At 75.5% G+C, this 23,456-nt stretch carries 15 protein-coding genes; 11 read left to right on the forward strand and 4 right to left on the reverse strand.

Going from position 1 to position 23,456, the window contains the following annotated elements:
• Positions 1-118 precede the first annotated feature (118 nt).
• Complete coding sequence (locus ACZ7GJ_RS01220; protein WP_470748181.1) at positions 119-811, forward strand: HAD family hydrolase; 693 nt, start codon at positions 119-121, stop codon at positions 809-811.
• 87 nt (positions 812-898) lie between these two features.
• On the forward strand, positions 899-1,078 hold the full coding sequence (locus tag ACZ7GJ_RS01225; protein ID WP_470748183.1) for a hypothetical protein: 180 nt from the start codon (positions 899-901) through the stop codon (positions 1,076-1,078).
• Here the strand turns inward: ACZ7GJ_RS01225 and ACZ7GJ_RS01230 are convergent.
• Positions 1,075-2,208 carry an alpha/beta hydrolase gene (locus tag ACZ7GJ_RS01230; protein WP_470748185.1) on the reverse strand — a complete coding sequence of 378 codons (1,134 nt, stop codon included), beginning with the start codon at positions 2,206-2,208 and terminating at the stop codon, positions 1,075-1,077. The genes ACZ7GJ_RS01225 and ACZ7GJ_RS01230 overlap by 4 nt on opposite strands.
• A 191-nt stretch (positions 2,209-2,399) precedes the next feature.
• On the opposite strand from ACZ7GJ_RS01230, the gene ACZ7GJ_RS01235 reads away from it, so the two are divergent.
• The 3 genes from ACZ7GJ_RS01235 to ACZ7GJ_RS01245 all read left to right on the forward strand — a co-directional run bounded on the left by ACZ7GJ_RS01235 (position 2,400) and on the right by ACZ7GJ_RS01245 (position 6,946).
• The gene (locus tag ACZ7GJ_RS01235; RefSeq protein WP_470748187.1) at positions 2,400-3,224 is read left to right on the forward strand and encodes an inositol monophosphatase family protein; all 825 of its coding nucleotides are present in this window, start codon (positions 2,400-2,402) and stop codon (positions 3,222-3,224) included.
• A 111-nt stretch (positions 3,225-3,335) separates the two neighbouring features.
• Complete coding sequence (locus tag ACZ7GJ_RS01240; protein ID WP_470748189.1) at positions 3,336-4,751, forward strand: phytoene desaturase family protein; 1,416 nt, start codon at positions 3,336-3,338, stop codon at positions 4,749-4,751.
• A 122-nt stretch (positions 4,752-4,873) separates the two neighbouring features.
• A complete protein-coding gene (locus tag ACZ7GJ_RS01245) occupies positions 4,874-6,946 on the forward strand; it encodes a SpoIIE family protein phosphatase (protein WP_470748191.1) in 2,073 nt (690 codons plus the stop codon).
• Between the two features lie 28 nt (positions 6,947-6,974).
• On the opposite strand, the gene ACZ7GJ_RS01250 is transcribed toward ACZ7GJ_RS01245, so the two are convergent.
• Both ACZ7GJ_RS01250 and ACZ7GJ_RS01255 read right to left on the reverse strand, forming a co-directional pair.
• A complete protein-coding gene (locus ACZ7GJ_RS01250; RefSeq protein WP_470748193.1) occupies positions 6,975-9,734 on the reverse strand; it encodes a SpoIIE family protein phosphatase in 2,760 nt (919 codons plus the stop codon).
• The gene (locus ACZ7GJ_RS01255; RefSeq protein ID WP_470748195.1) at positions 9,731-10,714 is read right to left on the reverse strand and encodes a GlxA family transcriptional regulator; all 984 of its coding nucleotides are present in this window, start codon (positions 10,712-10,714) and stop codon (positions 9,731-9,733) included. The genes ACZ7GJ_RS01250 and ACZ7GJ_RS01255 overlap by 4 nt, the downstream gene beginning before the upstream one ends.
• A gap of 111 nt (positions 10,715-10,825) precedes the next feature.
• Between ACZ7GJ_RS01255 and ACZ7GJ_RS01260 the strand changes: the two genes are divergently transcribed.
• Both ACZ7GJ_RS01260 and ACZ7GJ_RS01265 read left to right on the forward strand, forming a co-directional pair.
• Positions 10,826-11,482: a cysteine hydrolase family protein gene (locus tag ACZ7GJ_RS01260; RefSeq protein ID WP_470748197.1), complete on the forward strand. Its 657-nt coding sequence runs from the start codon at positions 10,826-10,828 to the stop codon at positions 11,480-11,482.
• 186 nt (positions 11,483-11,668) lie between these two features.
• A complete protein-coding gene (locus ACZ7GJ_RS01265) occupies positions 11,669-14,275 on the forward strand; it encodes a helix-turn-helix transcriptional regulator (RefSeq protein ID WP_470748199.1) in 2,607 nt (868 codons plus the stop codon).
• 77 nt (positions 14,276-14,352) lie between these two features.
• Here ACZ7GJ_RS01265 and ACZ7GJ_RS01270 read toward each other — a convergent pair whose 3' ends face one another.
• A complete protein-coding gene (locus tag ACZ7GJ_RS01270; RefSeq protein WP_470748201.1) occupies positions 14,353-15,627 on the reverse strand; it encodes a COG1470 family protein in 1,275 nt (424 codons plus the stop codon).
• 182 nt (positions 15,628-15,809) lie between these two features.
• Here ACZ7GJ_RS01270 and ACZ7GJ_RS01275 point away from each other — a divergent pair, with 182 nt between their 5' ends.
• The 4 genes from ACZ7GJ_RS01275 to ACZ7GJ_RS01290 all read left to right on the forward strand — a co-directional run bounded on the left by ACZ7GJ_RS01275 (position 15,810) and on the right by ACZ7GJ_RS01290 (position 23,445).
• Positions 15,810-16,487, forward strand: coding sequence for a helix-turn-helix transcriptional regulator (locus ACZ7GJ_RS01275; protein ID WP_470748203.1), 678 nt, complete (start codon positions 15,810-15,812; stop codon positions 16,485-16,487).
• 218 nt (positions 16,488-16,705) lie between these two features.
• Positions 16,706-20,707 (forward strand): hypothetical protein, encoded by a 4,002-nt coding sequence (locus ACZ7GJ_RS01280; RefSeq protein WP_470748204.1) that lies wholly within the window; start codon positions 16,706-16,708, stop codon positions 20,705-20,707.
• A 6-nt stretch (positions 20,708-20,713) separates the two neighbouring features.
• A complete protein-coding gene (locus ACZ7GJ_RS01285; protein ID WP_470748206.1) occupies positions 20,714-21,421 on the forward strand; it encodes a Pvc16 family protein in 708 nt (235 codons plus the stop codon).
• Positions 21,421-23,445, forward strand: a complete 2,025-nt coding sequence (locus tag ACZ7GJ_RS01290) for an AAA family ATPase (protein ID WP_470748208.1) — start codon at positions 21,421-21,423, stop codon at positions 23,443-23,445. The genes ACZ7GJ_RS01285 and ACZ7GJ_RS01290 overlap by 1 nt, the downstream gene beginning before the upstream one ends.
• The last annotated feature ends 11 nt before the right edge of the window (positions 23,446-23,456 follow it).

Consider the following 23,456-nt stretch of genomic DNA (forward strand, 5'->3'; position numbering starts at 1 on the left):
CGCCGGCCCCCCCCTCCCCCACCAGCACCACCCCCCCCCCCCCCCCCCCCCCCCCCCCCCCCCCCCCCCCCCCCCCCCCCCCGGGACCGGGGGCGCCACTCCCTGAGGAGCCGCCACCATGAACCGCGCCGCACTCTTCGACATCGACGGCACCCTCACGGACACCAACCACCTCCACGTCACCTCCTGGTGGGAGGCGCTGCGCCAGTCCGGGCACCGGGTGGCCACGCACGACATCCACCGGGCGATCGGGCTCCCCGGGGAGGACCTCCTCGACCACCTCCTCGGGGAGGACCGCGACCGCTCGGGGGACGAGCGGCTGAGCGCCGCCCACGACACCCTGTACGCCACCTACTTCGACCGGCTCCCCGCCATGGACTCGGCGGCCCGCCTGCTGCGGGCGCTGTCGCGGGCCGGCTGGAAGGTGGTGCTGGTCACCTCCGCGAAGGACAGCGAACTGGGCGCCCTGCGCCGGGCCATCGACGCCGAGGACGCCATCACCGACACCGCCACCTCCGACGACGTGGAGCAGGGCAAGCCCGCGCCCGACCCGCTGCACCACGCCCTCGAACTGGTCCGGACGCCGCCCGGGCGCGCGGTGTTCGTCGGTGACACCGTGTGGGACATGAAGGCCGCCGTCCGGGCCGGTGTGACCGCCGTCGGGCTGCTGTGCGGCGGGATCCCCCGGGGCGACCTGGAGGACGCGGGAGCCGTCGCCGTCTACCGGGACCCGGCCGACCTCCTGGCCGGCCTGGGCGACAGCCCGTTCTCGGACTCCGGTCCGGCGAAACCGCAATCGCACGTCCCGTAATTCGGATGCTTGCCGGGCCGGGGCCGGGCTGGCAGCCTGACCCGGTACCGGACCCGGAGGGGGGCCGGACAGGACCGGGGGATCGCCATGAGTCTCAGAACCGCTGCCGTCGCCGTCGCCGTGCTCGCCGCCGCCGTCACCGCGGGAGTCACGCCGTACGCCAACTACGTCCCGCCGGCCGGCACGGCGGTCGTCGCCCAGGACGGCGCCTTCGAGCACCTCGACCCGCAGCAGCAGTACGTCGTCGGGGACCTCGCCACGAACTAATCCGTTTCCGCGCCCCAGCCGTTGGGGCAGGACTCCGGCTTCGTGCCGTAGACGTAGGACACGAAGTCCTTGAGTTCCGGGACCCAGTAGGGCCACTTGTGCTCGCCCGCGCCCTGGCAGTACCGGTGGGTCACCGCGCGGTCCTTCAGGTCCTGGTGCAGGGCGGCGGTGCCGGCGCCGATGTCCGTCTCGCCGGTGCCGTCGGCCCCGCCCGCGTACAGCGCCATCTTCCCGCCGTACGAGGCGTACTTGCCGTCCAGGGCCAGGTTGACCGGGTTCTGGCCGGGCCAGGTGGCGGGCGGGCCGAAGACCGTGGCCATCCGGTACGCGGTGTCACCCGTGACGCGGAACTTGCCGTCGAACAGCCCCGTCCAGAGGATCGAGGCCCCCACCGTCCAGGTGGAGTCGGCGACGACGGCCTGCGCGCCCGGGTGGTAGATGTCCGTACCCGGGGAGAACGCGCCGACGGCCGAGAACACCTGCGGGTACCGTCCCGCGTACCGCAGGGCCCCGTACCCGCCCATGGACACGCCCGCGACGGCCCGCCCGGAAGCGGCCTTCACCGTGTTGAAGTTGGCGTCGATCCAGGGGACCAGCTGCCCCACGTGGAAGGTCTCCCACTGCGGGGCGAAGAAGCCGTCCGTGTGGCCGGGCCAGTCGCTGTACCAGCCCGCCTTGCCGGCTTCCGGCATCACGACGATGCCGTCGAAGGCCGAGCCCGCCAGGGCGGCGGTGACATCGCCCTCGTCGGTCTTCGACCACTGCTCGACGTCACCCGTGCCGCCGTGGAGCAGGTACAGCACGCGGTACGGGCGGGCCGGGTCGCGCTGGTAGTCCGCCGGCAGCAGGACCCGTACGCGCACCGGCACCTGCGCCGGATCGATCGTCGGGGTCCCGCCGTGCGGGGCGAAGACCGCGGCGGTGGTGACCGAGGCGTCGCCCATGCGTCCGCCCTGGCCGGGGGCGACGGACCAGGACCGCAGGGTCAGCCCGGCGGCGTTGGGCGAGGGCAGCGAGGGCAGGGCGGAGGGGCCCGCGGCGCCCGCGGGACCGGCCGCCGCGGAGAGGGCGAGCGCGGTGGCGGTGGCGAGCAGCGCCAGTACGCGGCGCAGGACGGAGGGACGGCGCACGAAGACTCCCATCGGGTGAGGCCCCGCCGGTCTAACACGCCCGCCCCGCACCCACCAGGAGGTACGCACGCTTCCGCTCCGGCGCCCCGTACGCCAGGGCGGCGGCCGGTTCACCGGGAGTCCATCCGGTGTCCTACGGGTTGACGCAATGGACGGTGGGGTTTGTCAGCGGGCCGTGCTTTGCTGGAGGCATGATCGATGAATTCCTCGCCCGTGACCTGTCCGCCGTCGAAGAAGCCGTACGCAAGGCCGCGGCGGTCGAGATCATGCCGCGATTCCGCCAGCTCGCCGACCACGAGGTGGACGAGAAGAGCGGCCCCCACGACCTGGTGACCATCGCCGACCGCAAGGCCGAGGAGCACCTCACGGCCTCCCTCACGCGCCTGCTGCCCGGCTCGGCGGTGGTCGGCGAGGAGGCGGTGCACTCCGATCCGAACGTGTACGGGGCGCTGCGCGCCGACGCCCCGGTGTGGATAGTGGACCCGGTCGACGGCACCCGCCAGTTCGTGCACGGCGACCCCGGCTTCTGCACACTGGTCGCGCTGGCCCACCGCGGGGAGCTCCTCGCGTCGTGGACCTTCGCCCCGGCGCTGGAGGAGATGGCGACCGCCGTGCGCGGGCAGGGTGCCTTCGTCAACGGCGAGCGCATATCCAGCGGGGCGCCGGAGCCGGGCGCCGAGCTGCGGGTCGCCACGGCCCACCCGTTCTACACGTCCGAGGCGGACAAGCGGGCCCTGGCGAGGCTGGACGTGCCGGGAGTCGCCGCCCGGGCGTGCGGGTCGGCGGGCCTGGAGTACCTGAAGGTGGCCCGCGGAGAGATGGACGGCCTGGCCTTCACCTGGCCCTCGGCCTGGGACCACGCGGCGGGGCTGCTGCTGGTCGACGAGGCGGGTGGCGCGCAGAGCACGGTCGCCGGTGTCCCCTTCCGGGTGGACCGGGACAATGTGCTGCCGTTCGCGGTGGGCCGCGACGAGGCCACGGCGGTACGGATCCGCGAGCTGCTGCGCGGGGCATGAGCCGGGCGTGAGCCGGGCCGTGAGCGGTGCGGAGGGCCGGGCGTGCGAGCCCGCGTGTAGACGGGCGCAATACCCTGGGGGTGGTGCCGCCGCCGGACGAAGGAGTCGCAAGTGCCGTCGATTCTCGATGCGGTCGTGGTGGGGGCGGGGCCCAACGGGCTGACGGCCGCCGTCGAACTGGCACGGCGCGGATTCTCCGTGGCCGTCTTCGAGGCCGCCGACACGGTCGGCGGCGGGGCGCGGACCGAGGAACTCACCCTCCCCGGCTTCCGGCACGACCCCTGCTCGGCCGTGCACCCGCTGGGCGTCGGCTCGCCCGTCTTCGCCACCATGCCGCTGAAGCGCTACGGGCTGGAGTGGCTGCACGCCCCGCTGCCCATGGCGCACCCCTTCGACGACGGCACGGCCGCCGTGCTCTCCCGGTCGGTCGCGGAGACGGCCGCGTCCTTCGGGCCGCGCGACGCGGGCGCGTACCGGCGGCTGGTCGAGCCGTTCCTCGGCAAATGGGACACCCTGGCCCGGGACTTCATGTCGCTGCCGTCGACGGCGCTGCCCCGGGACCCGCTCACCCTGGCCCGGTTCGGCCTCGCCGGGCTTCCGCCGTCCACCTGGCTGCTGCGCCGCTTCCGGGACGACCGCGCGCGCTCCCTCTTCGCGGGACTCGTCGCACACGTCATCGCTCCCCTGGGCGGGATCGCCACCGGCGCCGTCGGGCTCGTCTTCGCCCTCGCCGCGCACGCGGGCGGCTGGCCCATGCCGCGCGGGGGCTCGCAGTCGGTGTCGGACGCCCTCGCGGCGTACCTGCGGGACCTCGGCGGCGCCGTCCACACCGGCTTCGAGGTCAAGCGGCTCGACGACCTGCCGCCCGCGCGGGCGTACGTCTTCGACACCTCGCCCACCGCGCTGGCCCGCATCGCCCGGCTGGGCCGCGCGTACGACGGATACAAGTACGGCGCCTCCGTGTTCAAGATCGACTACGCGCTCTCCGGCCCCGTGCCCTGGACCGCCGAGGAGGCCCGCCGCGCGGGCACCGTCCAGATCGGCCCGACCACCCGCGACATCGACGCCGCCCTGCAACTCGCCTCCGGCGGCCGCGCCCCGCGCAACCCCTTCCTCATCACCGCGCAGCCCAGCCTCGTCGACCCCGGCCGGGCACCCGAGGGCAAGCACGTCTTCTGGGCGTACGGCCACGTCCCCGCGCGCTGGGACGGCGACCTCACCGACGCCGTCGAGCGCCAACTGGAGCGCTTCGCACCCGGCTTCCGCGATCTGGTCCTGGCCCGCGCCACGGCCGGCCCGCCCGAACTCGCCGCCCGCAATGCCAACTACGTCGGCGGCGACATCGCCTGCGGCGCGGCCTCGGGACTCCAACTCCTGCTGCGCCCGAAGCTCTCCCTCTCCCCGTACACGACGGCCCACCCGGCCGTCTTCCTGTGCTCCTCCGCCACGCCGCCGGGCCCGGGCGTGCACGGCATGTCGGGCCACAACGCCGCCAAGGCCGTCTGGCGCCACCTGCGGCACGCGTAGGCGGCACCCCGGCCCGCCTGGAGCGCGGGCGGGCCCTGCCGCAGCCTGACGCAGCGCCCAGATCCGAGCCCTCGGATAGGGTGAATCGGTAGGAATCAGCCCCCCGGGGTGAGGTCGGTGCGTTGGACACTTACCAGGAGACGAGCGAGGTGCCGGATCAGCCGACGGCGGCTGTCGGGTACGCGGGCGTGCTCCGCGAGCTGCTGCCGATCGCCCTGTGGCGGGAGGACGCCGAGGGGCGCGTCGTCGAGTGGTCGCTGGCCGCCCAGGACCTGCTCGGCCACCGCCCCGAAGACATCCTGGGCCGCCCCGGCAGCTCGGTGCTCGTCCCCGACGCCAACCGTGAGCTCGCCGACGACCTGACGCGCCGCGTCCAGGCCGGCGAGACCGTCGTCGGCACCCTGCCCGTACGGCACCGCGACGGCCACACGGTCCCGATGGAGATGTGGATCGTCCCCGCGGCGGACCCCCAGGGCCGCACGGGGGCCCTGCTGATCGCCGTGGAGACCTCCGAGGTCCTGCGCATGCGGGACTCCCTCGCCGCCCTCCAGAGCCTCTTCACGCAGTCGCCCATCGGCCTCGGCACCCTCGGCCCCGACCTGCGCTTCCTGCGCGTCAACGACGCACTGGCCCGGATGAACGGCGTCCCCGCCGCCGAGCACCTCGGCAAACGGCTCACCGAGGTCGTGCCCGGGGTCAACGCCGACGCGCTGGAGCTGCTGATGCAGCAGGTCCTGGACCGGGGCACCGCCGTGGTCGACGTCCGCCGCACCGGGCGGACCGCCGCCGATCCGGAGAACGACCGGACGTGGTCCTGCTCGTACGCCCCGCTGCTCGACGGCTCCGGCCGGCCGCTCGGCCTGATCGCCTCCCTCATCGACATCACCGACGGGCAGCGCGCCCAGGCCGAGGCCGAGCGGGCCCGGCGCCGCTTCGCCCTGCTCGCCGAGGCCGGCACCCGCATCGGTACGACGCTGGACCTGCACCAGACCGCGCAGGAGATCGTGGAGGTGCTGGTACCGCAGCTCGCGGACTCGGCCGACGTACAGCTGCTCGCTGCGGTACTGGAGCCCGACGACGCCGGAGCCTCCACGCGCGGGGTCCTGCGGCGCCTCGCCGCGGTCTTCCCGGACCCGGAGGCGCCCACCGCCAAACTGGTCGCGGGACAGACCTTCCAGATCCCCGAGGGCACCGTCTACGAGCGGGTCATCGCCGACGGACGGCCCATGAACCTCTACCTGTCCGACATCCCGGCGCTGATCAGGGAGCCGGGGCCGAGCGCCGAGGCGCTGCGCACCTACCTGGCCACCCTCGGCTCGGCCCGCCTGATCCCGCTCGTCGCGCGCGGCCGGGTGCTCGGCGCGGTCGCGGTGACCCGGATGAAGGGGCGCGAGCCCTTCGACGAGCAGGACTGCGTCCTCGTGGACGAACTGGTCGCCCGGGCGGCGCTCAACATCGACAACGCCCGGATGTACACCACCCAGCGCGCGGCCGCGCTGACCCTCCAGCGCAGCCTCACCAACAGCGACCTGCCCGAGGTCACCGGACTGGAGCTGACCGGCCGCTACCTGCCCGCCAGCGACCACGACGTCGGCGGCGACTGGTTCGACGTGATCCAGCTGCCCGGCGGCCGGACCGGCCTGGTCATCGGCGACGTGATGGGCCACGGGATCCACGCCGCCGCCGTCATGGGGCAGCTGCGCACCGCCGTACGGACCCTGGCGCGGCACGACGTGCCACCGGCGCAGATGCTCCGCTCCCTGGATGCCGTCGTGGTCGACCTGGGCGAGGACGAGATGGCGACCTGCGTCTACGCCGTCCACGACCCGGCGACGGGCAACTGCGTGATCGCCCGCGCCGGGCACCCGCCGCCGGCCGTCGTGACCGAGGACGGGACCATCACCTTCCTCGACGGGCCGCCCGGGACGCCGCTGGGCACCGGTGGCCACGAATTCCGCACCGAGGAGGTGCGGCTGCCCCCGGGGAGCCTGCTCGTGCTGTACACCGACGGCCTGATCGAGGCCCGGGACCGCGACCTGGACCAGGGCATGGCCGAACTCGCGGGGGCGCTGCGGGCGGCCGGGCAGCCGCTGGAGGAGCTGTGCGACGGGATCCTGGCGAGGCTGCTGCCGGGGGACCCGCAGGACGACGTGGCCGTACTGCTGGCCCGTACGGTGGCACCGCGGGACCCGTAGACCCTGCGGGTACCCGCGCCCGGGCGCCTCACCAGGCCAGGTCCTCCAGCGCGTCCAGGTCCGGTACGGCCGACTCGAACGGCTCCGCACCCCCGGTCAGCGGCAGCTCCGCCCAGATCACCTTGCCCCGTTCGGTGTAGCGCGTGCCCCACCGCTCGGCGTACTGAGCGACCAGGAACAGCCCGCGCCCGCCCTCGTCGGTGGTGGCCGCGTACCGCAGGTGCGGGGAGGTGCTGCTGCCGTCGGAGACCTCGCAGATCAGGGTGCGGTCGCGCAGCAGCCGGACCCGGACGGGGGCGGATCCGTACCGGATGGCGTTGGTGATCAGCTCGCTGAGGATGAGTTCGGCGGTGAAGGAGATGTCCTCCAGACCCCACTCGGCCAGCTGCGCCGAACCGGCGTTGCGCACCCGCGACACGGCCGCCGGATCGGCGGGCACGTCCCACTCCGCGATGTGGCCGGGGTCGAGGCGGCGGGTGTCGGCGATGAGCAGCGCGATGTCGTCGCTCGGCGAGGGGAAGAGCAGCGCGGCCAGGATGTCCGCGCAGGCCTGGTCCGGGCTGCGGCCGGGCCGGGACAGGGTGTCGCTCAGCATCCCGAGACCGGTGTCGAAGTCCCGGTCGCGGTCCTCCAGCAGGCCGTCGGTGAACAGCACGAGCCGGCTCGCCTCCGGCAGGTGCAGCTCGGTGGTCTCGAAGGGCATCCCGCCGACGCCCAGCGGCAGCCCCACCGGCAGCTCCGGGTACCGCACCCGCCCGTCGGGGCCGACCAGCGCGGGCCCGGGGTGGCCGGCGCTGGCCATGGTGCAGCGCCCCGAGGTGGGGTCGTAGACCGCGTACAGGCAGGTGGCGCCGGTGACGCCGGCGGCCTCCCCGGGCCCCGCCCCGCCCTCCGCGGCGTCCGGGTCGGCGCCGGAGTCGTCCTGGTCGATCCGGTCGATCAGCTCGTCCAGGTGCCCCAGCAGCTCGTCCGGCGGCAGGTCCAGGGTGGAGAAGTTGTGCACGGCGGTCCGCAGCCGGCCCATCGTGGCCGCCGCGTGCACACCGTGGCCCACGACGTCGCCCACGACCAGGGCGACGCGCGCACCCGGCAGCGCGATCACGTCGAACCAGTCGCCGCCCACCCCGGCCTTCGCGGGCAGGTAGCGGAAGGCGACGTCCACGGCGCTCAGGTCGGGCAGCACCCGGGGCAGCAGGCTGCGCTGGAGGGTCACGGCCATCGCGTGCTCGCGCGTGAAGCGGCGGGCGTTGTCGATGGAGACGGCCGCCCGCGCCGCCAGCTCCTCGGCGAAGGACAGGTCCTCCTCGTCGAAGGCCTCCGGGGTGTCGGCCCGCCAGAAGTTCGCCATGCCGAGGACCACACCGCGCGCCTGGAGCGGTACGGAGATCAGCGAGTGCAGCCCGTAGTCCAGGGCCACCCGGGTCCCCTCCTGGTCCTGGGCCCGCCAGCCGAACGCGGCGTTCAGATCCGCCGCCAGCACCGCCCGCCCGGCATCCAGGGCAGCCGCCATCGGCGCGGTCGGCACGATGAACCGGATGGTGTCGCCGACCGGCTGCAGCGGGGTGTCGGCGCGGATCCCGCTCAGGGCGGCCCGGCGCATCTCGGTGTATGCGCCGGACACGAGGGACGGCTCCTCGCCGCGCAGCACCGGCTCCAGCAGCTCGACGGTGACGAAGTCGGCGAAGCGCGGGACCGCGACCTCCGAGAGTTCCTCGGCGGTGCGCACCACGTCCAGGGTGGTGCCGATCCGCACGCCCGCGTCGTAGAGCAGCTGGAGCCGGCTGCGGGCGACCTCGGCCCGGCCGGAGAGCGCGGCGAGCTCGGTGGAGTCGCGCAGGGTCATCACCGTGCCGGAGGGGCTCCCCGCGTAGGGCTTGGTCGGCCGTACGTTGACGGCGAGCAGCCGGTCGCCCGCCAGGTGGACCTCGTCCGTCGCGACCCGGCCGGAGGCGAGCAGGTCGGCGGTGCGCGGGTCGAGGCCCAGGTCGCCGACGTGCCGCTGCTCGGCGTCGGGCGGCAGGTCCAGGAGGCGGCGGGCCTCGTCGTTGGCGAGGACGAGCCGGCCGTCGGAGCCGATGATGAGTACGCCCTCGCGGACGGCGTGCAGAACGGCCTCGTGGTGCTCGTTCATCCGGGTCATCTCGGCCTCGCCGAGACCGCGGGTCTGGCGCCGCAGCCGCCGGCTGACCAGGGCGGCGCCGCCGGTGCCGAGCAGCAGGGCGCCGAGTCCCGCGCCGATGAGGAGCGGGAGCTGTCCCTCGACCACGTCGCCGACGTTGGCGACGTCGATGCCGGTGGAGACCAGTCCGACCACCGCGCCCGTGGAGTCCCGTACGGGCACGACGGCGCGGACCACGTCGCTCGGCTGCCCCCTGAAGGTCTCGGTGAAGGACTGCCCGGCCCTGGCGCGCGAGAGGTCGCCGGTGGCGCGCTTGCCGATCAGCTCGGGGCGGGGGTCGGTGTACCGGACCCCGTCGGGGCTCAGGACGGCGATGAAGTCCACCCCGGAGGCCCGGCGGGCGCCCTCGGCCAGGGGCTGGAGCTCGGCGCCGGGGTCCGGGGCCTTGAGCGCGGCCGGGAGGCCGGGCGCGTGGGCGAAGGCCTCGGCGGCCGCGAGCGAGCGGTGGCGGGCGTCGCGCTCGCTGTCGTACCGGGCCTGGAACACCAGCGCCACGACGGCCGCGGTGATCAGCAGCAGCACGATCACGGCCTGGAGGGCGAAGACCTGACCTGCGACGCTTCGGGCACCCAGGGGCGCGCCCCTGGGTCGACCAAAGCGTCCTGTCATGAGCCATTTCTAACACTGTCGTCCCGGTTCCGGGGGGCGGCGGCCGCGCGGTAGGCGCGCGGGCTGATCCCGACGGACGACGTGAAGTGCTGGCGGAAGGTGACCTCGCTGGCGAATCCGGTGCGCCGGGCGACCTCGGGCACGGGGTGGTCGGTGCGTTCCAGCAGTTTGCGGGCCTCGTCGAGGCGGTGGCCGAGGAGCCATTTGTGCGGGCTGGTGCCGGTGGCGGCGACGAAGTGCCGGGCGAAGGTACGCGGTGACATGCCCGCCCAGCGGGCCAGGGTGGCCACGTCCGGCGGCTCGTGCAGCCGGCGCAGGGCCCGCTCCCGTACGGCGGCCAGCGCCTCGGCCGTCCGGTCGGCGGCGGGTGTCGGGCGGTCCAGGTACTGGGCGTGGTCGCCGGTGCGGAAGGGGCCCGTCACCATGGAGCGGGCGATGGCGGCGGCGGCCTCGGCGCCGTGGGCCTCGCGGACCAGGTGGAGACAGAGGTCGATCCCGGAGGCGACCCCGGCGGAGGTCCACAGCCCGGAGTCGGCCACGTAGAGGAGCTCCTCCTCGACCACCACTCCCGGGTAGTGCGCGGCGAGCTGCGGGGCCAGCCACCAGTGGGTCACCGCCCGCCGGCCCTCCAGCAGCCCGGCCTCGGCGAGGATGAACGCCCCGGCGCACAGGGCGGCCACCGGGATCCCGCGGGCGTGCGCCTCCCGCAGGGCGGCGAGGACGGGCTCGGGCGATGGGTCGGCCGGCTCGGCCAGCGCCGGTACGACGACCAGGTCGGCCTGCGCGAGCCAGTCGAGCCCGCGGTCGGGGACCAGGGTCAGCCCGCCGGGCAGCGGGATGGGGCCGGGGTCCAGGGCGCACCTGCGCAGCTCGAAGGGCGGCACGCCCATGCGGCTGCGGTCGGGGCCCCAGACCTCGGTGATGACGGCGAGGTCGAAGGCGCGGATGCCGGGCTGGACGACGATCGCGACGCGGTGCATGGCGGCGAGTCTGGCACGGGGCCGCGCATCCCTGCCAGGTTGGCAGGATCCCATCGGTTCGGGTCCCCGGAGCCGCTGTCGCGCGCCGCGGCCGCCGCCGAGCATGGAGCCATGACAGAGACCGAGATCCAGCCCGAGGACAAGCACATGAACAAGCCCGAGTTCGAGATCGCCCGCAACAGCGCACTGCTGGTCGTCGACGTCCAGAAGGGCTTCGACGACGCCTCCTTCTGGGGGTCGCGCAACAACCCGGCCGCCGAGTCGAACATCGCCGCCCTCATGGACGCCTGGGAGGAGACCGGCCGCCCGGTGGTCCTGGTGCGGCACACCTCGCGCCCCGGCTCCGTCCTCGCCGCGGACCGGCCCGGCCACGGTTTCAAGGACTTCGTCGAGGACCGGGCGGGCCGGGAGTCCCTGCTGGTCACGAAGACCGTGAACTCCGCCTTCTACGGCACCCCGGACCTCACCGACTGGCTCACCGCCCAGGACGTCCGCCAGATCGTGGTCGTCGGAATCCAGACCAACATGTGCGTCGAGACCACCGCCCGGATGGGCGGCAACCTGGGCTACGACGTCCTCGTGCCCCTCGACGCCACCCACACCTTCGACCTCGCCGGCCCGGACGGACTGCACCTGACGGCCGACCAGCTCGCCACCGCCACCGCGGTCAACCTCCAGGGCGGCGGATTCGCCCGCGTGGTCACCACCCAGGCGCTGCTCGCCGCGGCCCGCCCGGCCGCGGCGGACCGGCTCGCGAGCACCCCCTAGTCGTGTCGTCGAAGTCCCGTCTGGCCGGCGGGGCCCGCCCTTCGGGCGGCCGACGCCACTTTGACGACACTCCCCAGTGCCGTGGACCCCACAGGTCACAGCGCCGGCCAGGTGCACCCGGACGGGTGACCCGATTTTCGGCCAGCGCGTCCCGGGCGGGGCGAGGGCGGTCCTACCATCGGGCCCATGGTGGTCTCCTGGCCCTTCCACGGGCGCGCTGCGGAAGTCCTGCGGGCGCGCGCGGCGCTGACCGGGCGGGGCCCGGCGGGGACCCGCGGGGTGCTCCTGGTGGGTGCGGCCGGGGCCGGGAAGTCCTGGCTCATCGACGAGGTCCGGCGGACCCTGCCCGAACTGCCGGTCGTGGAGGGCTCGGAGGGCACGCGGACCGTGCCCCTGGGGGCGCTGGCCCCGCTGCTGCCCGAGCGGATGGCCCCCGAGGCGAACCGGTGGCGCTGTGCGGCCGAGGCCCTCGCCGGAGCGGTGGTCTGCGTCGACGACGCCCACCTGCTGGACCCGATGTCCGCCGCGCTGCTGCAACGCCTCGTACACGACGGAGAATTGGGCTTACTGGCCGCCGTGCGCACCGGGGCCGCGATGCCCGACGGGCTGCGGCGGCTCACCGAGGACCGGTTCCTGGAGCGCCTCGAACTCCCGCCCTTCACCCCGGCCGAGACCCTCACCCTGCTGGGCGCGGCGCTGGGCGCGGTGTCCGAGGGAGCGGCGGCCCGGCTCCACGAACGCTCGCGGGGCAATCCGCTGCTGCTGCGGGAGTTGGCGCTCACCGCCGTGGACTCCGGCGAACTCCGCCTGGAGGACGGCCAGTGGGGGGCGCCGCCCGGCACCCCGCCCGGCCCGCCCGCCGCACGGATCACGGACCGGGTGGCCGACCTGGTGGAGAACCGCATCGGCGGGTACGGACAGGACCGGCCGGAACTGCGCGAGGTCCTGGAACTCGTCGCCCTGGGCCAGCCGTTGGAGTTGTCCCTGCTGCTCGGGCTGGTCGACGCCCGGCTCGTGGAGGAGGCCGAGGACCGCGGGCTGCTGACCCTGGCCGACGAGGGGCGGCGGACCTACGTGCGCACGGCCCATCCGCTGTACTCCGAGGTCGCCGCGGCGCGCTGCCCCCGGCTGCGCGGGCGACGCCACCACCGGGCGCTGGTACGGGCGGTCGAGGCGGCCGGCGCCCGCCGGGCCGGGGACGCGCTGCGGCTGGCCGAGTGGCGGCTGGCCGGCGGACTGACCGAGGACCCCGTGCCCCTGCTGGCCGGGGCGCGGGCCGCGTGGGCGGCGTACGACACGGCTTCGGCCGTACGGCTGGCCTCGGCGGCCCGCGACGCGGGTGGCGGAACCGAGGCCGCACTGCTCCTCGCGGAGGCCCTGAGCTGGGCCGAACGGTACGAGGAGGCCGAGCGGGTGCTCCGGGAGTGCGCCGGGCTCGCCATGAACGACGTACAGCGCATCCGGCACGCGGTGCTGCGCGCGCACGGCCTCAGCTGGGGGCTGCGCAGCTTCGCCGATGCCGAACGGGCCCTGGACGAAGCCGAGTCGGCGGTCACTGACCCGGCGCTCTGCTGGGAGGCGGGCGCCCGGCGGGTGGCGCTGGTGGGCGCCCAGGGGGACTTCACCGCCGCGCTGGGGCTGGCCGGGCGGCTGCTGGCCCGGCCGGTGGAGCCGAGGCGCACCGGGGCGCTGCTGACCACGACCGCCGTGGCCCACGCCTACACCGGCCGCCCGGAGGAGGCCCGCCGCGAGGTCGCGCGGGCCGCGGCCCTGCTGGGGCGGGAGCCCGCGGAGGTGCTTGCGCTGCGGCTGGCGGAGTTCGCGGCCGAGTTCTGGGCCGGCAGCCTGGACGGCGCCGACCGGGCGGCCGACGCCTTCGCGGAACTGCTGCGGCGGCGCGGCGACTGGCCCGCGGCGGAGCGCTCGGTCGACGCCCTGTACGGGGCCGTACTGCTGTGGCGGGGCCGGCCGGGACCCGCGCTGGCCCGCTTCCGGGCCGGCATCGCCGCGCGCGGGCCCGGCTACTACGACACCTCCCACCTGGGCGGCGCCGCGCACGCGGCGGCGCTCGCCGGGGACGCCGCCCGGGCCGAGTCCCACCTGGCGGCGGCCGACCGGGGCTCGGCCGCAGTGCCGGTGGTCTTCGACCAGTGGACGGAGCTCGCGCGGCCGTGGGTCGCGGCCGCCGGCGGCCGCGTGACCCGGGCGGTGGAACTGGCCCGCGGAGTCGCCGACGGGGCCCGCGCCGCCGCGCTCCCCGGCTTCGAACTGCTGGCCCTGCACGACGTGGCCCGCCTCGGCGGGACCGGCGGGGCCCGGTCGGTGGCCGCGCGGATGCGGGAGGTCGCCGCGGCCCACGAGGGCGCGCTCGCCGCGGTGTGCGCGGCGCACGTGGCGGCGCTGGCGGGCCGGTCGGGGACCGGACTGTGGGAGGTGGCGGAGGAGTTCGAGCGGCTGGGCTACGGGCTGTTCGCCGCGGAGGCGGCGGCCGGCGCGGCGCGGACCGCCCCCGGAGCCGCGGCCCGCGCAGCCGCCGCCCGGGCCCACATGCTGGCCGCGCGCTGCGCCGGGGCCTCGGCGGCCGCCGTCCCCGCCCTGGCGGGCCTCGCCGCCCCGGCCCTCACCCCGCGCGAACGGGAGATCGCCGCGCTGGCTGCCCAGGGCCTGGCCTCCCGCGCCATCGCGGACCGGCTGATCCTGTCCCCGCGCACCGTGGACAACCACCTCACCAGCATCTACGCCAAGCTCGGTATCCCGGGCCGCACCGACCTGGCGGCGGTCCTGGCGCCTTAGGCCGTGCCGCCGTAGTCGTGTCGTCGTAGGCCGTGTCGTCGTGGGCCGTGCCGCCGAAGCGGCGTCGGCCCGCGCGGCTACTCCAGGGTGCCGCTGAGCAGGGCCGCGGCCGAGCAGCCGGACGGCGCCGGAGCCGCCGGGGGCCGGCCGACCGTGCGGCAGGTCAGCGTGATCGTGATCTCCTCCTTCGGCCCGGCGAGCAACGCCGAGGCCCAGTGGAAGTCCTGTTCGCGGAAGTTCTCCAGCGCGGGCGCCAGCAGCGGCTTGCCGCCCACCGAGAAGGTCACCGTGCCCGAGTCGCCCTGCGGGTTCTCAAGGACCAGGTCGGTCAGCCGCAGCACCTTGTCGTCCGGGACGGTGAAGGTCGTGCTCTTGGTGCCGCCGGCCGCGGCCGAGGCGGTCAGCCGGTACGAGAACAGGTTCGCCTGGGCCTGCGGCGCCGGGCCGGTGCCCGGGGTGGGCGACGTGGTCGGGCCGGGGCTCGGCTTGCCCCCGCCGGGCCCCGCCGAGGCGGCGTCCGCCGCGCGGTCCGCGGTGTCCTTGGCCTCCGCCGCCTTCGACTCGGCCGCCTGCACCGGGCCCTTGACGGCCTCCTTGGCCGCGCCGCGCACCACCGGCCGCAGCAGCGCGAACCAGGCCACCGCCAGCAGCGCGAGCAGCGCCAGCAGGGCGATCAGGGCCTTGAGGGCGGCCGCCGTGAGGACCGGCCGGTGCAGCAGGGTCCCGTCCAGCGTCACCGGGTCCACGCCCTCCGCGGGCGCCGCCGTCACCTGGAAGGGGTGCGGGATGGGCACCCCGCGCCACATCCGCCGCCGGGCGCGCACGGGCACCCGTACGAACGCGGCCGCGCCCGGGGCCACCACGGTCGGCGCTTCGGGCAACTTGAAGCGCAGCGCGTCCGCCTGGTCCTTGGCCGCGAGGGAAACGGTCAGCGGATGGTTTCCCCGGTTGTCCAGGGCCAGTTGGAAGCGGGCTCCGGTACGGCCCTGGCTCAGCCGGGGAGTCAGCTCGGCGGTGAAGTCCGCGTACGCGCCGATGTCCAGCAGGCCTTCCGGGACCGTCGCGTGCTCGGGCTGCTCCTGCGGCAACACCCGTACCGCGTAGGGGAGGTCACCGGGCGGGACGGTGGAGTCCCGGGGCGGCCGGACCACCAGCTCGACCGTGCCCGCCGTGTTCGGCATCAGTGACAGCGTCGACGGCTCGACCACCGTCCAGGCCGCGGCCGGCCCGAGCACCTCGAAACCGTAGGCCTCGACGAGGTGGCCGCTGTTGCGCAGCTCCAGAGGGATCCGGATCTCGTCCCCGGGCATGACGGAGGCCGGGGAGGCGGCCAGATGAGCGGAAGTGGTCATGAGGGGACGGTAGGGAGGGGTACGAAGGCGGGACCGCACCCGTACGGACACATCCGAGGGCATGTCGCGTTGCCCGTTGAGTCCGCGTGGAGTTCCCGCTGACTGCCCGGGTGTTCACTGGGCCCACGCAGGAGGTGGGGCTCTCGCGGGACGCGGGGGCGTCGAGCAGGGGGGATTGTGCGATGCGCTATCAAGGGGAGAGCGGAGCCGAGCGGATTCCGGTCCGGCTGACGGCCCAGGACCCGATTTCCCGGGCGGGCCTCGCAGGGCAGTTGCGCAACTGCCCGGAAGTACGGCTGCTGGGGGACGAGGAGCCGTACGGACCCACGTGCGTGGCCGTGGTGGCCGCGGACCGGGTCGGAGAGAACGAGACGCAGACGCTGCGGCGCGCCCAGCGCGGCGCGCCCGACGGAGCCGCCGGCGGCCCCGGCGAGGCCCGGATCGTGCTCGTGGTCACGGAGATCGACGACGCCGGGCTGGTGGCCGCCGTGGAGTGCGGGGTCGTCGGGGTGGTGCGGCGCTCCGAGGCCTCCGGCGAGCGCCTCGTCCAGGTGATCACGGCGGCCTCGCGGGGAGAGGGGAGCGTACCGGCCGACCTGCTGGGGCGGCTGCTCGACCAGGTGGGGCGGCTCCAGCGGCAGGTGCTCGATCCGCGCGGGCTGGCCTTCACCGGGCTCGCACCCCGGGAGGTGGACGTACTGCGCCTGGTCGCCGAAGGCAGCGACACGGCGGAGATCGCCCGCACCCTGGCCTTCTCGGAGCGGACGGTGAAGAACATCCTGCACGACGTGACCACCCGGCTGCAGCTGCGCAACCGGTCGCACGCGGTGGCCTACGCGATGCGCCAGGGGTTCATCTGAGCACCCCGGCGCGGCGGTGATTGCCCGTTGGGGCAGCGGGAGTTACCCGCAACGGTGCCCCGCCCTGGGCTACGGGCGGGGCACCCCGCGGGCCACGGTTGCCGCGAGGAGGGCTATCCGGACGCCGTCGGCCCGCCCCGGGGGCGTGCGGGGGAAACGTCCGGGAGACGCGCGTGCGACGAGCAGGGCGACGAGGTGGCTTCAGGTTCGGGCGGTCCATGGTGCTGGTGACGGCCATGGCGCTGATGGGGGTCGTGCCCCCGATGGCGCCTGCCCGCGCACCGGCGGCGCCCCTGGCCGCACCGGCGGACGCCGCGGACCCCGGGCGGATCGCGTACGTCGCCGAAGGCCTGCGCCACCGCATCGCCACGGTCGGCCCCCGGGGCGAGTTGGCCCCGCTGCTGCCCGTCGGCACGGCGGGCAACGACTGCCAGCCCGCCGCGCGCGGCGACGACCTGGTGTGGGTCAGCGACCGCAGCGGCCAGGGCGAGGGACTGTACCGGCGGACCGGCAACGGGCCCGCCGTGCGGGTGTTCTGGCAGCCGGGCCTGCGGATCGCGAACCCCGTGCTCTCCCCGGACCGGCAGTGGATCGCGTTCACGGCCTGGGGGAACGACCCCGGTGACGGCAAGCCCGCCACCCGCTACCGCTGCGACGACCGCGAGGGGCGCGGCGAGGTCCCCATCGGCGTGTGGGTCGTCCGCACGGACGGCACCGGACTGCGGCAGGTCGCCGAGGGCGCCGAGGACCCCGACTGGTCGCCCGACAGCACCGAGTTGGTCTACTCGCGCGGCGACGCCGCCCTGCGCGCCCCGATCGCCGGCGGCGCCGCGGTACGGGTCTCGCCCGCCGGGGAGAGAGCCCTGCGACCCGTGTGGGAGCCCGGCGGCCAGGACCGCATCGTCTACCTCACCCCGTACGGCAACGACGGGGTCACCGCGTACGGCGTGGTCACCGTGCCGGCCGGCGGGCGCGGGCAGACCCCGCACACGGCCCTGGCGCGCGCGGAGGCCGGCGGCGGCGAGCAGCGGCTCGACCTCGCCTGGCGGCCGGACGCCGGGCGGCTGCTCGCGCTGGTCGGCCAGCCCTACCTCGTCGATCCCGCCGCGCCGTGCGCCGGCTGCCCGGGCACACCGCTGTTCGACCCCGAGAGCGTCGTACCGCTGGATACGCACAACGTCGGCTGGTACACCGCGGCCGGGGCGAATCCGCAGCCGCTGGCGGCCGGCGAGGACTGGGAGCGGATCGGCATCGAGCGCCAGCGGGCCGGGCTGCCGCTCGACCGCGTGCTCCTGCGGTCCGTGCTGGGGGAGGAGTACTACCTCGCGGACCCGGCGTACGCGCCGGACGCGCGCCGGCTGGCCTTCGTACGCGTACTGGGCGGCGCGTCGCTGACGGCGCCGGTGCGGGGGACGGCTGTGAAAGGCCCGGCGGCGGGCGGGAAGGCGGACAGCGGGAAGGCGGACAGCGGGAAGGCGGCGAGCGGGAAGGCGGCCGCGGTCGCGGCCGAGGGGAGCGACGTACAGATCATGATCGGGGAGCCGGAGGCGCTCGCGGCCGCACAGCCGCTGAAGTACCAGGGGATGGACGCGTACGAGACGCAGACCCGGCCCGCCTGGTCCCCGGACGGCACCCGGCTGGCCTTCGCCCGCCAGGCCGCGCCCACCGAGGGCGACCCCACCCCCCGGACCGAGATCGCCGTCGTCGACGTCTCGGGACGGCCCGCCGACTGGAAACTCCTGTCCACCGTGTGGCCGCGCAGCCAGAGCGGTGACGACTGCGGCTCGGACGACCGCGAGCCGAGCTGGTCCCCGGACGGCACCAAACTGGCCTTCTCCCGCTGGAGCGAGTGCGTCCCCCGGCCCACCGACCCGCACCTCTCGGCCGCCCGGCCCGCAGCGGCCGCGGCCCCGGGGCCGCCCCGCTGGTACGCCGACCGGCACATCTGGACCGCCAACGCGACCGACGGCCAGGGCCAGTTCGACGTGACGGGCGCGCAGTGCGGGGCGTCCTGCGCGGTGATCGACCAGCGCCCCGTCTACGATCCGCGCGGCGGCGCACTGGCCTTCGTCCGGCAGGAGCACTACATCAACGAAACCGTCGGCGCCGCCCGGTCCGCGGACCGCGCCCCCACCGTGGACGCGGTGACCCGGACCGTGACGGACGAGCCGAGCATCGTGCTGCTGGCCGCCCCGAACGGCAGCAACTGCCGGGCGGTCGTGCCCCGTCAGCCCGGCTGCGCCGACACGATCCCCGCCCCGCCCGAGGGGTTCGGCTACCAGCAGCCGGACAACCCCGCCTACTCGCCCGGCGGGCACCGGCTGGCCGTGGACGTACGCAGGACCGGCGCCCGGCAGACCGACCGCCGCATCCTGGTCATCGACCCCGACAACGACGGCGGCGAGGACGACTACACGGAGCTGTTCCCCGGCACCACGGGCGCCGGCCAGTCCCAGCCCACCTGGGAGCCGAGCGCCGACCTGCACGTCACGCTGACGGCCACCGAGCCCACGCTGCTGCTCGGAGCCACCGGAAAGCTGGTCCTGACCCTGCGCAACGACGGGATCGCCCCCTCGCCCGCCACGAAGGTGCGCTTCACCCTGCCGCCGGGCCTCCAGGCCGTCGGCGCGCCCGTCCCGCAACAGGGCAGCTGCACGGCCCAGTTGGCCTGTGACCTCGGCGTAGTGCCAGCCGGCGCGGCTACCCGGGTCGAGCTGTCGGTCAAGGGAGCCGCACTGGGGGCCCACGAGGCCCGCGCCACGGCCGAGACCGGGCTGCCCGATCACCGGCCCGCCGACAACCAGGCCGCGTCCGTGGTCGCCGTCGTCGTCCCCGACCTCGCCGTGACCGCGACCGCGACCCCGCCCGTACTGAAGATCAACGAGCGGACGAAGGTCGAGTTCACGGTCCGCAACGCCGGAACCGCCGTCGCGGAGAACGTGCTCCTGAAACTGACCCTGCCACCCGGACTGACCCTGCTCACCGGCACCGCCTGCCCGGCCGAGGGCTGCGCGCTCGGCTCCCTCAAACCGGGCGACGAGAAGGATCTCACCTGGGAGTACACCTCGCCCGAGGGCCTCTCCGGGACCGTCGAGGGCAAGGCCGTCACCACTACCCGGGGCGGCGCCGACGGCAACCCGGACAACGACCGGGCCGCAGTGGACCTGACCTTCGTCGACCCGCGCCGTCCCGACGCCGCGGTCACCGTCACGGCCACCCCCGACCACTTCAGGACGGGCGAGCAGTCCACCGTCGTCTACAAGGTGACCAACCTCGGCGACGCCCCCGCCAAGAGCGTGCTGCTGACCACGGTGCTGCCGGCCGGCATGACCGTCGTCTCCGCCACCCCGCCCTGCCCGGCCGCGGGCTGCGCGCTGGGCGACCTGGCCCCGGGCGCCTCGGCGACCGTGACCCGCGTGGTCGGCTCGGCGACCGCCCTGAGCGGCAACGCCACCGGCACCGCCGTCACGGCCGGGGAGGACAGCAACCCCACCAACAACACCGCCTCCGCCCCGCTGGTCGTGGAGGAGGCCCCGCCGCCGCCCCCGGCGCGCCTCGCGGACCCGTCGGTATCCGTGACCGCCGCGCCGCGCACCGCGTACACGGGCGGCCGGATCACCGCCGAGGTGGTGGTCTCCAACCCCGGGGCGCTGCCGGCGACCGGGCTGACCCTCACCCTCACCGTGCCGCCGGGCCTGGGCCTCGCCTCGGTGTCCCGGCCGGGCTGCGTGAGCGCCGCCGGCTGCCCGGTGGCGGACCTCCGGCCCGGGGAGCGGACCACCGTCCAGCTGGAACTCGCCGCGGGCCCGGCGCTGACCGGGGCGATCACCGCCTCGGTCACGACCACCGGCTCGGACGCGGTCCCCGGCAACAACACGGCCGCCGCGCAGGTGACCTTACGGCAGCCGGCGCTGGAGCTCAGCCCGCCGCTCGGGCCGCCCGGTTCGGTGCCCCAGGCGCGCGGCAGCCAGTTCCCGCCGGGCGTGACGGTGGACCTGCGCTGGAGCCGGGGGGTGACGGTCGCCTCCGCCCCCGTGGTGGTGGGGGCCGACGGGACCTTCTCGGCGCCGGTACTGGTCCTCGTACAGGACACGCTCGGCGAGCGGAACCTGGCGGCGGCGCAGGCGGACACCGGCCGCCCGCTCTTCTCCGAGGTGTCGGCCCCCTACCTGGTGGTTCCCGGGGTGCTCCAGCCCGACAACTTCCAGTGGCGCAGGTGATCCGCCGTGATCCATGAAGTGGACGACGCGCTGCGGGAGTTGGTACGCGCCGAGGCGCTGGGCGGGGGAGCGGGCGTCGAGGTGGTCTTCGAGGCGCCCACCCGGGACTGGGCCGCCCGGCGGAACACGCCCACCGTCAACCTCTACCTGTACGACATCCGGGAGGACCTCGGCCGGCGCTCGCGCGGGCGACGCAACGTGTACGACGAACAGGGCCGGGTGACGGCCCGGACCCTGCCGCCCCGGTACTTCAAACTGTCCTACCTGATCAGTGCGTGGACCCAGCGCCCCGAGGACGAACACAGGCTGCTGTCATCGCTGTTGACGTGCTTCCTGCGACACGAGGCGCTGCCGGCCGGACGGCTGGGCCCCGAACTCGGCATCACCGGACTGCCGGTCCCGCTGTCGATCGCGCTGCCGCCGCCGGAGGACAAGGCGTTCACGGACGTGTGGAGCGCGCTGGGCGGGGAGTTGAAGCCCTCGCTCGACGTGGTGGTCAGCGCCCCCGTGGCGACGGCCCCGCAGTACGAGGCGGGGCCCCCGGTCGAGGAGGGGCTCGTGGTCGGCCTGTCGGACCTGTCGGACCTGTCGGACCCGGCCGGTCCGGCGGAGCCTTCCGGTCCGGCGGAGGCTTCCGACGCGGCGGAGCCGGGGTGGCGGCCGCGGGTGCCGGGCCCGCGCGCGGCCCGCGCGCGCCGCCGGGGCGACGGCTGATGGACTACCTGCTGGCCCGGCTGGCCGCAGTCGAGGCCCGCGTGCGCTCGGCCGTCGAGGCGCGCCGCGGGACGGACCCGGACGCGGACGATCCGTTCCGCGGGCTGTACCTGTCCGACGCGGCCGTGCGCCGGCTCCTCGACACACCCGACCAGGTGCCGTGGCCCGACCCGGTGGCCGCACCCGCCGCCGGTGACGGCGGCTCCCGACTGGAGCTGCTGCAAAGGGACTTCGGGCTCCAGGCGCTCGACGTCGAGCTGCTGCTGATCGCTCTGGCGCCCGATGTCGACCGGCGCTTCGAGCAGCTCTACGGCTACCTCAACGACGACGTGACGCGACGCCGGCCGAGCATCGGACTCGCGCTCGGGCTGTGCGCGGTACCGGCGGCCTCGGCGGCGGCGCGGGCCAGGCTGTCGGCGGACGGCCCGCTCGCGGCCCGGGGGCTGCTGCTGGTGGAGGAGCCCGAACGGCCCTTCCTCGGGCGGTCGTTGCGGGTACCCGACCGGGTCGCCGCCCACCTCCTCGGCGGCGACGCCATCGCCCCCGAGCTGGTGGATCTACTGAGCCCGGCGCCGGGCGGCCCCGGCCCGGACGAGGAGCTGGCCGGGCGGCTGGCGGGCGCGCTGCTGGCGGGGATCTCGCCGGTGTACGTACGCGAGCCCCCGGGCGGGGCGGCCGCGGAACTGGCGGCCGGCGCGCTGGCCGGCGCCGGGCGCGGGGCGCTCGTGCTGGACCTGGCCCGCCTGGAACGGCAGGCCGAGCCGGTACCCCTCGTACGCGCGGCCGGGCGCGAGGCCGCGCTGGCGGGCGCCGGGCTGGTCGCGGCTCCGGTGGAGGCGCTGGCGCAGCGCCCCGAACTGCTGCGCGCACTGGCCGCGTTGCCCGTACCGGTGCTGCTGTCCGGGCAGGCGGGCTGGAACCCCCAGTGGTCGGACCGGGCGCCGCTGCTGGTGGAGGCCGAGCGGCTCGGGGCCGCCGCGCGGGCCGCCCTGTGGACCTCGGTACTGGGGGCCCCGCCCGGCCCGGCGCTGGCGGCCTTCGTACTGAGCCCGGAGCAGATGCGGCGGGCGGTGGCGACCGCCCGGCAGCAGGCGGCGCTGTCGGGCGGCGCGTCCGGCACGCCGGGGCAGCCGGGGGACGCACTTCCGGGCGAGGCGGAACTGCTGCACGGGGCCCGTGCCCAGAGCACCTCCGGACTGGAACGCCTGGCCCGCCGCATCCAGCCGGGCGTGGGCTGGCCGGACCTGGTGCTGCCGCCGCCCGTGCTGGGGCAGCTGCGCGAGCTCGCGGCCCGCGCCCGGCACCGGGACCGGGTGCTCGGGGACTGGGCGATGCGGCCGGGCGGGGGCCGGGGACGCGGGGTGATGGCCCTGTTCGCGGGGGACTCGGGCACCGGCAAGACGATGTCGGCCGAGGTCATCGCGGGCGAACTGGGCCTGGACCTGTACACGGTGGACCTCGCGACGGTGGTCGACAAGTACGTCGGCGAGACGGAGAAGAACCTGGAACGGATCTTCACCGAGGCGGCCGGAGTCAACGGCGTACTGCTCTTCGACGAGGCGGACGCCGTCTTCGGCAAGCGCTCGGAGGTCAAGGACGCGCACGACCGCTACGCCAACGTGGAGAGCGCGTACCTCCTCCAGCGGATGGAGTCCTTCGACGGGCTGGCCGTCCTGGCGACGAACCTGCGGGCCAACCTGGACGAGGCCTTCACGCGGCGTCTCGACCTGGTCGTCGACTTCCCGCTGCCGGACGCCGAGCAGCGGCTCGCCCTGTGGGACCGCTGCCTGGGCCCCCGGCTCCCGCGCGCCGACGACCTCGACCTGCCCTTCTGCGCCAAGTCCTTCGAGCTGGCCGGCGGTGACATCCGCTCGGCGGCCGTGACGGCGGCCTACCTCGCGGCCGAGGCGGACCGCCCGGTCACCATGGCCGACCTGGTGGCGGCGGTGGCCCGCGAGTACCGCAAGCTCGGTCGGCTGTGCCTGGAGAGCGAGTTCGGCCCTTATCTGCGGCTCGCGCGGTGAGGGCGGGGGAG

It is taken from the genome of Streptomyces sp. NPDC037242 (assembly GCF_055604165.1).

Excerpts from the sequence above, each read along its gene's own strand:
- ACZ7GJ_RS01270 (WP_470748201.1), bottom strand. The coding sequence starts at position 15,627 with ATGACCACTTCCGCTCATCTGGCCGCCTCCCCGGCCTCCGTCATGCCC.
- ACZ7GJ_RS01290 (WP_470748208.1), top strand. The coding sequence starts at position 21,421 with ATGGACTACCTGCTGGCCCGGCTGGCCGCAGTCGAGGCCCGCGTGCGC.
- ACZ7GJ_RS01225 (WP_470748183.1), top strand. The coding sequence starts at position 899 with ATGAGTCTCAGAACCGCTGCCGTCGCCGTCGCCGTGCTCGCCGCCGCC.
- ACZ7GJ_RS01275 (WP_470748203.1), top strand. The coding sequence starts at position 15,810 with ATGCGCTATCAAGGGGAGAGCGGAGCCGAGCGGATTCCGGTCCGGCTG.
- ACZ7GJ_RS01235 (WP_470748187.1), top strand. The coding sequence starts at position 2,400 with ATGATCGATGAATTCCTCGCCCGTGACCTGTCCGCCGTCGAAGAAGCC.
- ACZ7GJ_RS01280 (WP_470748204.1), top strand. The coding sequence starts at position 16,706 with ATGGTGCTGGTGACGGCCATGGCGCTGATGGGGGTCGTGCCCCCGATG.
- ACZ7GJ_RS01220 (WP_470748181.1), top strand. The coding sequence starts at position 119 with ATGAACCGCGCCGCACTCTTCGACATCGACGGCACCCTCACGGACACC.
- ACZ7GJ_RS01255 (WP_470748195.1), bottom strand. The coding sequence starts at position 10,714 with ATGCACCGCGTCGCGATCGTCGTCCAGCCCGGCATCCGCGCCTTCGAC.
- ACZ7GJ_RS01250 (WP_470748193.1), bottom strand. The coding sequence starts at position 9,734 with ATGACAGGACGCTTTGGTCGACCCAGGGGCGCGCCCCTGGGTGCCCGA.
- ACZ7GJ_RS01260 (WP_470748197.1), top strand. The coding sequence starts at position 10,826 with ATGACAGAGACCGAGATCCAGCCCGAGGACAAGCACATGAACAAGCCC.
- ACZ7GJ_RS01265 (WP_470748199.1), top strand. The coding sequence starts at position 11,669 with ATGGTGGTCTCCTGGCCCTTCCACGGGCGCGCTGCGGAAGTCCTGCGG.